General features: G+C 58.8%; 12 protein-coding genes, 2 tRNA genes and 1 pseudogene. 12 read left to right on the forward strand and 3 right to left on the reverse strand.

Annotation, left to right across the window (positions count from 1 at the left end):
* The first annotated feature begins 10 nt into the window (after positions 1 to 10).
* From uvrC to WA157_RS14040, 8 genes are all read left to right on the forward strand, one after another.
* Positions 11 to 1945: an excinuclease ABC subunit UvrC gene (uvrC, locus tag WA157_RS14005; protein WP_422621558.1), complete on the forward strand. Its 1935-nt coding sequence runs from the start codon at positions 11 to 13 to the stop codon at positions 1943 to 1945.
* Between the two features lie 52 nt (positions 1946 to 1997).
* Positions 1998 to 2564 (forward strand): CDP-diacylglycerol--glycerol-3-phosphate 3-phosphatidyltransferase, encoded by a 567-nt coding sequence (pgsA, locus tag WA157_RS14010; RefSeq protein ID WP_422621548.1) that lies wholly within the window; start codon positions 1998 to 2000, stop codon positions 2562 to 2564.
* 42 nt (positions 2565 to 2606) lie between these two features.
* The gene (locus tag WA157_RS14015) at positions 2607 to 3473 is read left to right on the forward strand and encodes a DMT family transporter (protein ID WP_422621559.1); all 867 of its coding nucleotides are present in this window, start codon (positions 2607 to 2609) and stop codon (positions 3471 to 3473) included.
* A 41-nt stretch (positions 3474 to 3514) separates the two neighbouring features.
* Positions 3515 to 4600, forward strand: coding sequence for a tartrate dehydrogenase (locus WA157_RS14020; RefSeq protein ID WP_422621549.1), 1086 nt, complete (start codon positions 3515 to 3517; stop codon positions 4598 to 4600).
* Positions 4601 to 4842: 242 nt separating this feature from the next.
* Complete coding sequence (locus WA157_RS14025) at positions 4843 to 5115, forward strand: HU family DNA-binding protein (RefSeq protein WP_422621550.1); 273 nt, start codon at positions 4843 to 4845, stop codon at positions 5113 to 5115.
* A 15-nt stretch (positions 5116 to 5130) separates the two neighbouring features.
* A tRNA-Val gene (locus tag WA157_RS14030) sits at positions 5131 to 5206 on the forward strand.
* A gap of 64 nt (positions 5207 to 5270) precedes the next feature.
* Positions 5271 to 7208 carry a SurA N-terminal domain-containing protein gene (locus WA157_RS14035; protein ID WP_422621551.1) on the forward strand — a complete coding sequence of 646 codons (1938 nt, stop codon included), beginning with the start codon at positions 5271 to 5273 and terminating at the stop codon, positions 7206 to 7208.
* A gap of 29 nt (positions 7209 to 7237) precedes the next feature.
* Positions 7238 to 7313: transfer RNA gene (locus WA157_RS14040), tRNA-His, on the forward strand.
* A gap of 112 nt (positions 7314 to 7425) precedes the next feature.
* Here WA157_RS14040 and WA157_RS14045 read toward each other — a convergent pair.
* On the reverse strand, positions 7426 to 8232 hold the full coding sequence (locus WA157_RS14045; protein WP_422621552.1) for a sulfite exporter TauE/SafE family protein: 807 nt from the start codon (positions 8230 to 8232) through the stop codon (positions 7426 to 7428).
* Positions 8233 to 8242: 10 nt separating this feature from the next.
* Positions 8243 to 8338: pseudogene (locus WA157_RS14050) on the reverse strand (MBL fold metallo-hydrolase); the annotation flags it as partial.
* Positions 8339 to 8546: 208 nt separating this feature from the next.
* Between WA157_RS14050 and WA157_RS14055 the strand changes: the two are divergent.
* Positions 8547 to 9362 (forward strand): TlpA family protein disulfide reductase, encoded by an 816-nt coding sequence (locus WA157_RS14055; protein WP_422621553.1) that lies wholly within the window; start codon positions 8547 to 8549, stop codon positions 9360 to 9362.
* A 73-nt stretch (positions 9363 to 9435) separates the two neighbouring features.
* Here the strand turns inward: WA157_RS14055 and WA157_RS14060 are convergent, their stop codons facing one another.
* A complete protein-coding gene (locus WA157_RS14060; RefSeq protein ID WP_422621554.1) occupies positions 9436 to 10365 on the reverse strand; it encodes a YgfZ/GcvT domain-containing protein in 930 nt (309 codons plus the stop codon).
* Between the two features lie 61 nt (positions 10366 to 10426).
* Between WA157_RS14060 and mltG the strand changes: the two genes are divergently transcribed.
* Genes mltG through WA157_RS14075 form a run of 3 tightly spaced genes read left to right on the forward strand, consistent with a single transcriptional unit; the run spans position 10427 to position 13056 of the window.
* Positions 10427 to 11398 carry an endolytic transglycosylase MltG gene (gene mltG / locus WA157_RS14065; RefSeq protein ID WP_422621555.1) on the forward strand — a complete coding sequence of 324 codons (972 nt, stop codon included), beginning with the start codon at positions 10427 to 10429 and terminating at the stop codon, positions 11396 to 11398.
* 3 nt (positions 11399 to 11401) lie between these two features.
* On the forward strand, positions 11402 to 12049 hold the full coding sequence (tmk, locus tag WA157_RS14070; RefSeq protein ID WP_422621556.1) for a dTMP kinase: 648 nt from the start codon (positions 11402 to 11404) through the stop codon (positions 12047 to 12049).
* Positions 12046 to 13056 (forward strand): DNA polymerase III subunit delta', encoded by a 1011-nt coding sequence (locus WA157_RS14075; RefSeq protein ID WP_422621557.1) that lies wholly within the window; start codon positions 12046 to 12048, stop codon positions 13054 to 13056. The genes tmk and WA157_RS14075 overlap by 4 nt, the downstream gene beginning before the upstream one ends.
* Positions 13057 to 13177 lie beyond the last annotated feature (121 nt).

Genomic DNA, 13177 nt, shown 5'->3' on the forward strand with positions numbered 1-13177 from the left:
CCCTGCGCAGTTGCTCAGCGACGTGGCGGGTTTGCCGCCCCTGCCGGGCGTGTACCGTTATTTCGACTTGGATGGCGCTGTGCTCTACGTGGGCAAGGCAATCAATTTGAAAAAGCGGGTGTCGAGCTATTTTCAGAAAAATCACGGCGGCACGCGCATCGGCCACATGGTGAACAAGATCGTGCGGCTGGAAACGACGGTGGTGCGCTCGGAGGCCGAGGCGTTGCTGCTGGAAAACAACCTGATCAAGACGCTCAACCCCAAGTACAACATTTTGTTTCGGGATGACAAAAGCTATCCGTACTTGAAGATGACCGGCGCGAGTTCTTCTTCGAATCCGGGCAGCAGCTTTCCGCGGGTGTCCTACTACCGGGGCGCGGTGGAGAAAAAGCATCAGTATTTCGGACCCTATCCGAGCGCCTGGGCGGTCAAGGAAGCGATTTTGCTGATGCAGAAGGTGTTTCATCTGCGCACCTGTGAAGACCCGGTGTTCAACAACCGCACGCGCCCGTGTCTGCTGTACCAGATCAAACGTTGTTCAGCGCCGTGCGTCGGCCACATTTCTGCCGCGGACTATGCGCAGGACGTGGCCAACGCCGAGCGTTTTTTGCGTGGCGATGCGCGTCAGGTCATGGAGGCGCTGGAGGCTCGCATGATGGCGCATGCTGAAAAGTTGGAGTTCGAGCAGGCGGCCGAACTGCGCAATCAGGTGGCGGCGCTGTCCAACGTGCTGCATCAGCAGTCGGTGGACAACGTGGCGGATCGCGATGTGGACATCCTGGCGGTGAAGGTGCAGGGTGGCCGTGCCTGCGTCAATCTGGCGATGGTGCGCGGCGGGCGCCATCTCGGGGATCGGCCGTATTTCCCGGCGCACGTGGAAGACGCAACCGAGATCTACAGCGCTGGCGGTTTTGAAGAAGCGGTGGAGGACAGCACGACAGCGCCCCCCGCACCCAGTGTCGAAACCCAGGTGATGGAAGCCTTTGTGGCCCAGCATTATCTGAACGTGCCCGTGCCCCCGACACTGATTGTCAGTGCGCCGGTGAATAGAAAACTACTCGAAGCGCTCTCGGCCCAGTCCGGTGTCAAGGTCACGGCGGTGCACCAACCGCGTGAGCAGCGCCGTGTCTGGCTGGAAATGGCGCAAACCAATGCTGGCTTGCAGTTGGCCCGTCTTTTATCCGAGGAAGGTTCGCAACAGGCGCGCACCCGGGCATTGGCCGATGCGCTGGATCTGGCGCTGGAAGACCTGGACGCCCTGCGGGTCGAGTGTTTTGATATATCCCATACGGCGGGTGAGGCCACCCAAGCGTCTTGTGTGGTGTTTGCGCACCACAAAATGCAAAACGCCGAGTACCGCCGTTACAACATCAACGACATCACACCAGGCGACGATTACGCGGCCATGCGCCAGGTGTTGCTGCGTCGCTATGGCAAGCTGGCCGAGACCTTGCGCGAGGCGCAACAGAGCGGGCAAATGCCTGCGGGCACCGGGCGACTGCCGGACCTGGTCCTGGTGGACGGCGGCAAAGGCCAGGTCAGCATGGCGCGCGAGGTGTTTGAGCACTTGGGACTGGATCTGTCACTGATCGTCGGCGTTGAGAAAGGCGAGGGGCGCAAGGTCGGCTTGGAAGAACTGGTGTTTGCCGATGGCCGCGAGAAAGTCTACCTGGGCAAAGACTCGGCCGCGCTGATGCTGGTGGCGCAGATTCGCGACGAGGCGCATCGTTTTGCCATTACCGGCATGCGTGCCAAACGCGCCAAGGTGCGGGTGGATGGCGGCAAGCTCGAAGAAATCCCAGGCATTGGCCCCAAGCGCCGATCCAAATTGTTGCAGCGCTTTGGTGGTGTGCGTGGCGTGGCGCTGGCGGGGGCGGAGGATATTGCGACGGTGGCGGGAATCTCGCGCGAGTTGGCGGAGGAAATTTACCGCGCCCTGCACTGATTGGGCGGCATGACCCGTCATTTGGCGTGCCGCGCCGTGCCACAATGACAACATGTTTTTTAACATTCCAACCATCATGACCTGGGCGCGCATTGTCGCGATCCCCTTGATCGTCGGCGTGTTTTATTTACCCATCGAGCCCGCCAGCCGCAATTTGATGGCCACGGTCATGTTTGTGGTGTTCGCGGCCACCGATTGGCTCGACGGTTATCTGGCGCGCAGACTCAACATGGTGTCGGCATTTGGCGCGTTTCTGGACCCGGTCGCCGATAAATTTCTGGTCTGTGCCTGCGTGCTGGTGCTCGTGCATCTGGGACGTGCTGACGTGTTTGTTGCGCTCATCATCATTGGCCGTGAAATTGCGATCTCCGCGTTGCGTGAGTGGATGGCGCAGATTGGCGCCGCCAAAAGCGTGGCCGTGCACATGATTGGCAAGCTCAAAACCGTGGTGCAAATGGTGGCGATTCCGTTTTTGTTGTTTGACGGCCAATTGCTGGGGCTCATTGACACCCATGTGTGGGGTGTCTGGCTGATCTGGCTGGCGGCGGTGATGACGGTCTGGTCCATGGTGTACTACCTGCAGAAAGCCTTGCCTGAAATTCGGGCGCGGGCCAGGTGACCGCGGGTGAGGGCACATGATGATCGGGCCTTGATCCGGGCCATGCCAGCGGTGTTTGTTCTGATCTGGAGCACCGGCTTTATCGTGGCCCGCTATGGCATGCCGCATGCCCCACCGCTGAAATTTCTGGTCGTTCGCTACGCGCTGTCGATCGCGTGTTTTTTGCCGTGGATCGTACTGGCGCGGGTCAAGTGGCCAAGCCACCGTGCGCAGTGGACGCATCTGGCCGTTACCGGTATCTTCATGCATGCGGGTTATCTGGGGGGTGTCTGGGCTGCGGTAAAGCTCGGCATGGGCTCGGGGCTGTCGTCGCTGATCGTGGGTTTGCAGCCCGTGCTGACAGCCCTTTGGCTGGCAGCCACGGGAGGGAAAATTGCCGCGCGGCAGTGGGCTGGGCTGGTACTGGGTTTTGTCGGTTTGGTGCTGGTGGTGTCACGCAAGTTCGGGCAGGGCGGCGAGGCCGATTGGGTCAATATGTCGCTGGCGATTGGTGCGCTGTTGAGCATCACTGTCGGAACCTTGTATCAAAAACGGTTTGTGACATCCTGTGATGTGCGCACCGCCAACACGGTTCAACTGGGTGCTGCCCTGCTGGTGACGCTGCCGCTGGCGCTGCTGGAGGTCGAGGTGATGCGCTGGAATGTCGAACTCGTGGGCGCCGTGGCCTGGTCGGTGATTGCGCTGACGCTGGGTGGCAGTTCCTTGCTTTACTTGCTGATTCAGCGTGGCGCAGCGGCCTCGGTCACCAGCCTGATGTATCTGGTGCCACCGGTGACGGCGCTGATTGCGTGGATGCTGTTTGGTGAGTCGATCACGATCGTCACAGTGATTGGAACTCTGCTGACTGCCTTTGGGGTTGCTTTGGTGGTGCGTCAGCCCCGGCTTGTGTTGCCTGTCGGACCCGACTGACGGGTTCATTTTTTTAACGCTTGTTTACAGAGGTTTCATTGATGAGTCAAAAAAGAATCGCCGTCATCGCGGGTGACGGTATTGGCCAAGAAGTCATGCCCGAAGGGGTGCGTGTGCTGGAGGCGGTGGCACGCAAATTTGGCATTGACCTGCGGTTTGACCATTTTGATTTTTCCAGTTGGGATTATTTCGAGAAGCACGGCCAGATGCTGCCCGACAACTGGAAAGATCAAATTGGGGGTCACGACGCGATTTACTTCAGCGCGGTTGGCTGGCCCGACAAAATTGCCGATCACGTCTCGCTATGGGGTTCCCTGTTGCTCTTTCGACGCGAGTTCGATCAGTATGTGAACCTTCGTCCGGTGCGCCTGATGCCGGGCATCATTGCGCCGGTGGTGCGGCGTGATGGCAGCCGACGCGAGCCGGGTGAGATCGACATGCTGATCGTGCGCGAAAATACCGAAGGCGAATACTCCAGTGTGGGTGGGCGCATGTACGCGGGCACTGAGCGCGAAATCGTGCTGCAGGAAACCGTGATGTCGCGCGTTGGCGTCGATCGGGTGTTGAAGTTTGCGTTTGAGTTGGCCCAGTCGCGGCCCAAAAAGCATTTGACCAGCGCCACCAAATCCAACGGCATTGCGATCACGATGCCGTATTGGGATGAGCGTGTCGTCGAAATGGCAAAGGCTTATCCTGAAGTCAAGGTGGATAAATTTCACATCGATATCTTGTGCGCCCACTTTGTGCAGCGGCCCGATTTTTTTGATGTGGTGGTGGCGAGCAATCTTTTTGGCGACATCTTGAGTGATCTGGGGCCGGCGTGCACTGGCACGATTGGCATTGCCCCCAGTGCCAATTTGAACCCCGAGCGCAAATTCCCCTCGCTGTTCGAGCCGGTCCACGGATCGGCGCCCGACATTGCCGGCAAAGGCATCGCCAACCCCATTGGCCAGATTTGGAGCGGCGCCTTGATGCTGGACTTTCTGGGACACAGGGATGCGCATGATGCAGTGATGAAAGCGATAGAAAAAGTGCTTGAGCCTGCGAGCGGGGCGCCACGTACGCAGGATTTGGGTGGGACGGCAAGCACGAAGGATGTCGGGTTGGCCATCGTGGATGCGCTCTAATCCACGTGGAATTTGGACGATGTGTCTTTTATCGGTCAATCGGAAATATCTGCGCGTAATGAACCTGCATTGAAGTCGGCGAGCACTAAAAAACCGACTAGAATTCTCACTCGCACTGCTGCAAAGCTATCGTTCGTGTTGTCAGATCGGAGCCTTTGGCTCTTAGTACCTGTGGCATGACAAGTGCAAGTTTTTTTAAAGAGACAATTCGATTAACTCTGTTTCCATACCAAGGGTTCTTTGTGAATAAAACCGAACTAATTGAGCACATTGCACTAAATGCTGACATTTCCAAGGCAGCGGCTACCCGCGCGCTGGAGTCCGCCATTGGCGCAGTCAAAATCACTCTGAAAAAAGGCGGCTCTGTGTCGCTGGTGGGTTTTGGTACCTTTGCCGTTGGCAAACGTGCTGCGCGTGTGGGGCGTAACCCACGTACTGGCGCCGCAATCAAAATCAAAGCGGCGAAAGTTCCAAAATTCCGTCCAGGTAAAGCGTTGAAAGATGCACTGAACTGATCGCCGGTTTAAGTCGGGTGCTTAGCTCAGTTGGTAGAGCGTCTGCCTTACACGCAGAATGTCGGCGGTTCGAGCCCGTCAGCACCCACCACCCACCCAGATAAAGGCGAGCAGCATGTTCGCCTTTTTTGTTTATATTACTGGAGAATTCGCGCATGTTTGATTTTGTTCGCAAACATACGAAGATCATGATGGCGGTGATGTTCTTGCTGATCATCCCTTCGTTTGTGCTTTTTGGCATTGATGGCTACAACCGGTCTCGCGATTCAGGTAGCGTGGTTGCCCGCGTTGGCAGCCATGACATCACGCAGGGCGAATGGGATGCCGTGCATAAGTCAGAATCAGATCGCCTGCGTGCCTCCATGCCCAATCTGGATGCGAAACTGCTGGATTCACCGCAAGCCCGTTATGCCACGCTGGAGCGACTGGTGCGTGATCGCGTGCTGGCCCAAGCTGCAGACAAATTCAAACTGACAACCAGCGACGCCCGACTCGCGCGCAACTTGCACGAGAATCCGTCCATCGCTGCCCTGCGCCAGCCCGATGGCAAGCTGGACATGGACCGCTATCGTCAACTGGTTGGCAGCCAGGGCCTGACACCCGAGGGGTTTGAAGCCCGTGTTCGGCAAGACCTGTCTGTTCGGCAGGTAGAAGCGGGTGTGGGAGAGACGGGTTTTGCGGCAGCTAGCGTCGCCGACGTGGCATTGAATGCTTTTTTTGAGAAACGTGAGGTGCAGATTGCCAGTTTCACCGCTGCTGATTTCGCTTCAAAGGTCAGCCCGACGGATGCCGAACTGAATGCGTTTTACAAGGCCAATCAGGCCCTGTTCCAGTCTCCCGAACATGCCAGTGTCGAGTATGTGGTACTGGATATGGATTCGGTCAAGAAAAGTATCGTGATCAGCGAGGCTGACATGAAGTCTTATTACGAACAAAATGCAGAACGACTTAGTGGCAAGGAAGAGCGGCGTGCCAGTCACATCCTGATCACTGCCGCCAAGGATGCACCGGCAGCCGACCGCCAGAAAGCCAAAACGCGTGCTGATGAATTGCTGAAAACAGTTCGCCAATCGCCTGACAGTTTTGCCGAGGTGGCAAAAAAGAACTCACAAGATACCGGCTCCGCTGCCAACGGGGGCGATCTTGACTTTTTTACCCGTGGCGCCATGGTCAAACCATTTGAAGACGCAGCTTTCGCCATGAAAAAGGGTGATATCAGTGAGGTGGTGGAGTCTGATTTCGGTTATCACATCATCAAGCTTACCGATATCAAAAAACCGGTTCAGCGCAGCTTTGAAGAGTTGCGCGCGGGTATCGAGGCCGATCTGAAGACGCAGCAGGCCCAAGCCAGGTTTGCGGAGACTGCCGAGGCCTTTACCAACGGTGTTTATGAGCAATCTGACAGCCTCAAGCCGGTCGCAGACAAGCTCAAGCTGGAGATCAAGACGGCCACCAATGTCTTGCGTCAACCGGCTGCGGGCACAACCGGCGCGTTAAGCAACGGAAAATTCTTGGCTGCAATTTTCAACACTGATTCGATTGAAAAAAAGCGCAATACCGAAGCGATTGAAACAGCACCCAACCAATTGACGGCAGGCCGCGTTACGCAATACACCCCGGCCCGGACCCTGCCGTTTGCCGATGTAAGTCGTGTTGTGCATGAACGTGTTGTTGCCGACAAAGCTGCCGAACTGGCCAAGAAAGAAGGCCTGGAAAAATTGCTGGCTTGGAAGGCTTCGCCAGCCGCTGCCGTCATGCCGGCGCCGATAGTGGTGTCGCGTGATCAGGCCCAAAACGTTCCACCGCAGGTCTTGACGGCGGCGTTGCGTGCCGATGCAGCCGCCTTACCGGCCTTTGTTGGTGTTGATCTGGGTGCCAAGGGCTATAGCGTGGTTCGAGTCAATAAGATAGTGCCGCGGCAGGCACCGGCTGAAGCAGCCGCCAAACAGGACCGTGCGCAATATGCCCAATGGTGGAGCGGCGCCGAAACGCAAGCTTATTCCGATCTTCTCAAAGAACGATTCAAGGCTCAGATCTTGACTTCACGCCCAGCGCTAACCGCAACAGAATTGCCACAGAGGGATCAGAAATAGACGACAGTGGTTATATAATGCAAGCTGTGGTGGCTGTAGCTCAGTTGGTAGAGTCCAGGATTGTGATTCCTGTTGTCGTGGGTTCGAGCCCCATCAGCCACCCCAAGTAAATAAATGAGAGCCCGCTATTTAAAACATAGCGGGCTTTTCTACTTAGGTGTTCGGCAAACCGCATGCGGTCAGCTGTTCACTGTGTTGATTCTCCTGCGGCTTGTTTTTAGTTCGCCACCCAGCCCATTGCTCTTGCCAGCATCAGCAATGCAACCAACAAGCTGAACCATGCAAAGGCTTGCTGCAAACTTTTGGCGTTAAGCATCTTCGCGATCTGTTGCCCTGCCAACAAAGCCAGAACGGCGCCGCAGGCAAACGGTAACGCCACATCCCAGCGCAAGGGCCCGTGCATCGCCGCGGCGGAAACCCCGCTCAAGGAGACCAGTGCAATCACAGCCAGTGAAGTCAGCTGAATGCTGCGTATGTCCAAATCGGTGTAGCGCGTCAGCGCCGGAACGATGACAAAGCCGCCGCCTACGCCGAGCAGTCCGCTCAGTAGTCCGGCGATCAGACCGGTGCCCGTTAACGCACGGGCGCAGGGGAGCGTCCAGGTCAGACGTTGATCCGTGCTGCTTACACGGCAGAGTGCCGCAGCAGCAAGGGGAATTGACAGTTTGGAACGTCTGAGCATGCGCCAGGCGGTGTAAATCAACACCAGGGCAAAGGCGCCTAACAGCGGACGGTTGGGAAGCCGTTGTGCCAAAAACACGCCCAACGGCGCCATCAGCATGCCAGCAGTTCCAATCAGTGCTGCCGCCCGGTAGCGCACGATGCCCTGGCGCAAGCCCAGCGCAGCCCCTAAGACGGCGGCCAGGCCAACCGCCACCAAACCTACGGGCGCCGCTTGTTGCACCGGCAGATGCAGACCCAACACCAGGAGAGGTATGGCCATGACGCCACCGCCCGCGCCAGTGAGCGCCATCACCAGTCCGATGACTGCACCCAGTGCAACCGCGAGGGTCGTAGGCTCCATATCTAGGCGTTCAGAAGGTGTTGACCGGAATTTTCAGGTAGCTGACGCCATTGTCTTCAGGCGGTGGCAGTTGGCCGGCGCGCACATTGACCTGCACCGCAGACAGGGGGTCGGACACCACGTGGGTGACGGTGAAGGTCTCGGGATCAAAGAAGGATTGGATACGGGGTTCTTGCATGGTGTGTACCTGAGCGGGGAGGTTATCAGAAATGAATCAAGCGTCTCTGTATGCGCCGTGCATAGCGCATCATCGGTGACTCCAGTGCTGACGAATTTCTCGCTCGCCTGACACCAACAAAGCAAGGAAATTGAATATGCTGACACTGAACCTGGGTTCCCTCCCTGTGCCGATAGCCCTGCTGCTGCTGGCAGTCGCTCTGCTTGTCGCCGCGGGAGTGGGCCGCCTGGTCGGGCGCGACCAGCAAATTGGCATCGGCAATGTCCTGGGCGACATGTTGTGGGCAGCATTGCTGGTCGCACGCATCGCGTTCGTCGCGGCCTGGTTTGATTTGTACCGGCAGGCGCCGTGGTCGATGCTCGACATCCGCGACGGCGGCTTCACCCTCTGGGCCGGCTTGCTGGCGGCATTGGCGCTGGCAATCTGGCGCGGTTGGCGCCGTCCGGCACTGCGCAAACCGCTGATCTCGGGGTTGGCGGCGGGGGTGTTGGCCTGGGGCGGGATGTTTGGCGCCATTCAGACGATGAACAATGCGGCCCTGCCTCAGGTAGCGTTGACAACACTCGCGGGCAATTCGGCAGACCTCGCTGCGTTGGCTGCGGGCAAACCCATGGTCGTCAATTTGTGGGCCACCTGGTGCCCACCCTGCCGGCGGGAAATGCCGGTGCTCGCCGCCGCGCAAAAACAGGAAACCGGGGTGAGCTTTGTCTTTGTCAACCAGGGCGAGGAGGGGTCAACGGCCCAGCGCTACCTCAACATTGAGAAATTGGACCTCGCCAATGTCCTGCTCGATCCTGGCGCCCGTCTGGGTCGCGAAGTCGGCTCAGGGTCGTTGCCAACCACTCTTTTTTACGATACCAACGGACGGCTGGTCGATACCCATCTGGGTCAGTTATCGGCCGCCTCGCTGGCCAGCAAGTTAAGCAAAATCCGCACGCTCCAAAAACCTTGAGCTCTTGAGTACATCCAATGTTTGATTGGCTCACACAGAACAGCGTCGTTCTCCAAGCCAAGGTCACCAGCGATCAAATATCCGCCAGCAAAGGGTAGGGCGGTGGCGACAGCGTCAGCAACGGGCCGTCGGGTCGAATGGCATGCACGCCACCGGCCGCAAAGGCGGTGATCTGCATCGACACAATGGCATCAAAGCCACCGCTGGGCGCGGCCGCTGCTTGCACCACCATGCCGCAGGGCTGGCTGGCATCATCCGGCGCAAACAGCTCGTCGCCCGCGTTCAGCGCTGCCTCTGAATGCGCCAGATAAGCGCGGCGCTTGAGGGTGCCCCTGAACTGGCTGCGCGCCACCACTTCCTGCCCCGGATAGCAGCCTTTTTTGAAGTTGACACCGCCGACCGACTCGTAATTGAGCATTTGCGGCACAAAGGCCTCCACCACCGGCTGGGTGATGGTGGCAATGCCGCCACGCACTTCACTCCAGGCCCATAGTTCTGCGGTCATCACGGCGCCCGTTGGGGCAGGCGTGCCCACTGGCGCAACCCATAAGGCGCGCGCAGCACCGTCGGCGGGATACAAATTGATCAAAGATATGGCACCAAAATCGGTCTTGGCCCAGGCGCTACCTTCGTAGCCCGCTATGGTTTCAATAGTATTCTGCAAGGCAGGGCCGGCCAGCCCATAGACGGCAAAGTCGGCTGTCGCATCGCTCAATTTGGCTTTGGCCCGCAGCACGAACATCGACATCCGCTTCAGTGTGGCCGCCAGAATGTCACGGCTGCACACCAGCAGGATGTCACTCGGGCTACGCTTGAAGCCGATGAAGCTGGCTTGCATCCGGCCCTTGGCGGAGCAAAAAGCCGCCAGGCGCGCTTCAGACAGGCCGAGCAGCGAAAAATCCTGCGTCAGTTGACCATGCAAAAATTTGGCGGCATCCTCGCCTTCGACCCGGATCACGCCCAGATGGGTCAGCGCCGTCACGCCGTTGAGTTGAATATTCATGGGTGAATTATCATCCGCACTCAATTCGCTGGAGGGCTGTAAGGCTGTGCGTCGTCTATTTATGTTTTTGGTTATCGTCGCGGCCCTCGGTGGCGGCGGTGCGCTGTGGTGGCTGAACCAAGGTTTGGCCACGAGCACCGATACGGTGGACCTGGCCATAGAGCCAGGCACCTTGCCCCGTGATGTGGCACAGGCAGTGGTTAATGCCGGGGTCCAGGTTAATCCGCTGCTGTTGTATGGGTGGTTTCGCTTCTCCGGCGAGGCCCGCCAGATCAAGGCCGGCAGCTATGAAATTGAACGCGGTGTGACGCCGCGCCGGCTGTTGCGCAAGCTGGTACGCGGTGACGAAGCCTTGCGAGCCGTGACGCTGTTGGAAGGCTGGACCTTTGCCCAAGTCCGCGCGGCACTCTTAAAAGCAGAGCATCTTACGTCCAGTACACGGGGGCTAGAGCCTGATTTTATCATGAAGTCGCTGGGTCGGCCGGGCCTCCACCCGGAAGGCCGATTCTTCCCCGACACCTACACCTATGCCAAAGGCAGCAGCGATTTGGGCGTACTCAAGCGCGCGCTGCGGGCCATGGACAAACGACTCGATGCCGCCTGGGCGCAGCGGGCACCGGATACACCGTTGACAACCCCCGAGCAGGCGCTGATTCTGGCCAGCATCATCGAGAAAGAAACCGGCCGCCCCAGTGATCGCCCGATGATTGCGGCCGTATTTAGCAATCGTTTGCGCATCGGCATGATGTTGCAGACCGACCCCACGGTGATTTACGGTTTGGGCAACAGGTTTGACGGCAACTTGCGCCGCAGTGACTTGCAGACCGATACACCCTGGAATACCTATACCCGCACCGGTTTGCCACCGACCCCGATTGCCATGCCGGGCAAGTCAGCCCTGCTGGCTGCGGTGCAACCGGCGCCGTCCAAAGCGCTGTATTTTGTGGCACGCGGCGACGGCAGCAGCGAGTTCAGCGCTGACCTCGAAGCGCACAATCGTGCGGTTAACAAATACCAGCGCGGGCAGCAATAAGACATGACAACAGAGGGAATTTTCATCAGTTTCGAAGGCATTGATGGCGCGGGCAAGTCCACGCACATTGACGCCCTGGCGCAGGCGTTCCGGGCCCAGGGCCGGGCGGTGACGCTGACGCGCGAGCCCGGCGGCACGCCCTTGGCCGAAAAGCTCCGTGTGCTGGTGTTAAACGACACCATGGATGCCATGACCGAGGCCCTGCTGGTGTTTGCCGCCCGGCGCGATCACCTGCAACAACTGATTGAGCCGGCGCTGGCCCGCGGTGATGTCGTGTTATGCGACCGCTTTACCGATGCGACCTTTGCTTACCAAGGTGCCGGGCGCGGTTTTGATCTAAAAATACTCTCATTTTTAGAGCGCACTGTGCAGTCAGTACGAGGGCTAGAGCCTGATTTCATCAGAAACCCGGATTTGACGGTGTGGTTTGATTTGGCCGCTGTTATTGCGGCGCAGCGTTTGGCGGGTGCACGCAGTCCGGACAAATTTGAGGCCCAGCCGGTCGAATTTTTCCGGCGTGTGTCCGATGGCTACCTGAATCGCATGATGGCTTGCCCCAGCCGCTTTGCCCGGATTGAGGCCAACCAGACGCGCGAGGCGGTCTGGCAAGACGTGTTGCACGCGGTTCAAGCCAGAGGCTGGCTGACATGAGCGCCACCACAGTGGCGCCATGGATTGCCGCGCAGACTCAAACGCTGCTGGCGCAAAAAGGCCACGCCTGGTTATTGGTGGGCCCCTCCGGACTCGGCCAGTACCGCCTGGCACTCGCATTGGTGTGCGCCTGGTTGTGTGAGCAGCCGACAGAGCAGGGCGCTTGTGGCGTTTGCGGCAGTTGCCATGCGATCGAGGTGCGCACCCATGCTGACTTGTGCGTGTTGATGCCTGAGACCGTAGCACTGGAACTGGGCTGGCCCCTGAGCGAAAAGGCGCAAGGCGAGATTGATGCCAAAACACGCAAGCCGAGCAAGGAAATCCGGGTCGACGCCATGCGCGATGCAGTGGAGTTTTCGCAGCGCACCAGCGCCCGCGGTCGGGGCAAGGCGGTGCTGGTGTTCCCGGCCGAGCGCATGAACCACGTGACCGCCAATGCGCTGCTAAAAACCCTGGAAGAGCCACCGGGTGATGTCAAGTTTGTGTTGGCCAGCGATGCCGCCCACCAGTTGCTGCCCACGATTCGCAGTCGCTGCCTGGCGCACACCATGGTTTGGCCTGCGCTTGATACCTCGCTGGCGTGGCTGCAGCAGCAAGGCCTGGACGGGCGCCAAGCGGCTGTGATGCTGCGCGCCTGCGGTGGCCGACCGGACGACGCCCTGCTGTTGGCACAAGCTGGCCCCTCCGGCCCGACGCCCGCCAGCTGGGTCAAGCTGCCCAACGCGATGGCGCGCGGCGACGTGAGCGGGCTCAAAGACTGGACCCCAACGCAAGCCGTCGATGCCTTGCAGAAGCTGTGTCATGACCTGTTGGCCGTCAAAGCCGGTGCCGCGCCCCGGTTTTTTGATGCCCTTGACTTGCCCGCCGGCAGTTCCCTGGCCACCTTGACGGCTTGGGCCAAGGCGCTGGCAGCAGCCGTGCGCACGGTGGAGCACCCATTTAACAGCGGTTTGATGCTGGAAGCATTGGTGAGTCAGGCGCAAAATGCCATCAATGCAAAGAACTAGTGCTTGACAGAAAACCCGTCAACCCCAGCAACGGCGCGTGTTTTCACGGTTTTCATCGAAGTGAAGATTTTCCAAAAACCATGCTTTGAGCTGGTTTTGCGTCAAATACCGGGGCAATGCC

Origin of the sequence: Rhodoferax ferrireducens (genome assembly GCF_049302455.1) — a bacterium.
Lineage (GTDB): Bacteria > Pseudomonadota > Gammaproteobacteria > Burkholderiales > Burkholderiaceae_C > Rhodoferax > Rhodoferax ferrireducens_B.

What these genes read in the sequence shown, in the direction of transcription:
- mltG (WP_422621555.1), top strand. Translation starts at nt 10,427, where the DNA reads ATGTTTTTGGTTATCGTCGCGGCCCTCGGTGGCGGCGGTGCGCTGTGG.
- WA157_RS14060 (WP_422621554.1), bottom strand. Translation starts at nt 10,365, where the DNA reads ATGAATATTCAACTCAACGGCGTGACGGCGCTGACCCATCTGGGCGTG.
- WA157_RS14015 (WP_422621559.1), top strand. Translation starts at nt 2,607, where the DNA reads ATGCCAGCGGTGTTTGTTCTGATCTGGAGCACCGGCTTTATCGTGGCC.
- WA157_RS14055 (WP_422621553.1), top strand. Translation starts at nt 8,547, where the DNA reads ATGCTGACACTGAACCTGGGTTCCCTCCCTGTGCCGATAGCCCTGCTG.
- pgsA (WP_422621548.1), top strand. Translation starts at nt 1,998, where the DNA reads ATGTTTTTTAACATTCCAACCATCATGACCTGGGCGCGCATTGTCGCG.
- WA157_RS14045 (WP_422621552.1), bottom strand. Translation starts at nt 8,232, where the DNA reads ATGGAGCCTACGACCCTCGCGGTTGCACTGGGTGCAGTCATCGGACTG.
- WA157_RS14075 (WP_422621557.1), top strand. Translation starts at nt 12,046, where the DNA reads ATGAGCGCCACCACAGTGGCGCCATGGATTGCCGCGCAGACTCAAACG.
- WA157_RS14035 (WP_422621551.1), top strand. Translation starts at nt 5,271, where the DNA reads ATGTTTGATTTTGTTCGCAAACATACGAAGATCATGATGGCGGTGATG.
- tmk (WP_422621556.1), top strand. Translation starts at nt 11,402, where the DNA reads ATGACAACAGAGGGAATTTTCATCAGTTTCGAAGGCATTGATGGCGCG.
- WA157_RS14020 (WP_422621549.1), top strand. Translation starts at nt 3,515, where the DNA reads ATGAGTCAAAAAAGAATCGCCGTCATCGCGGGTGACGGTATTGGCCAA.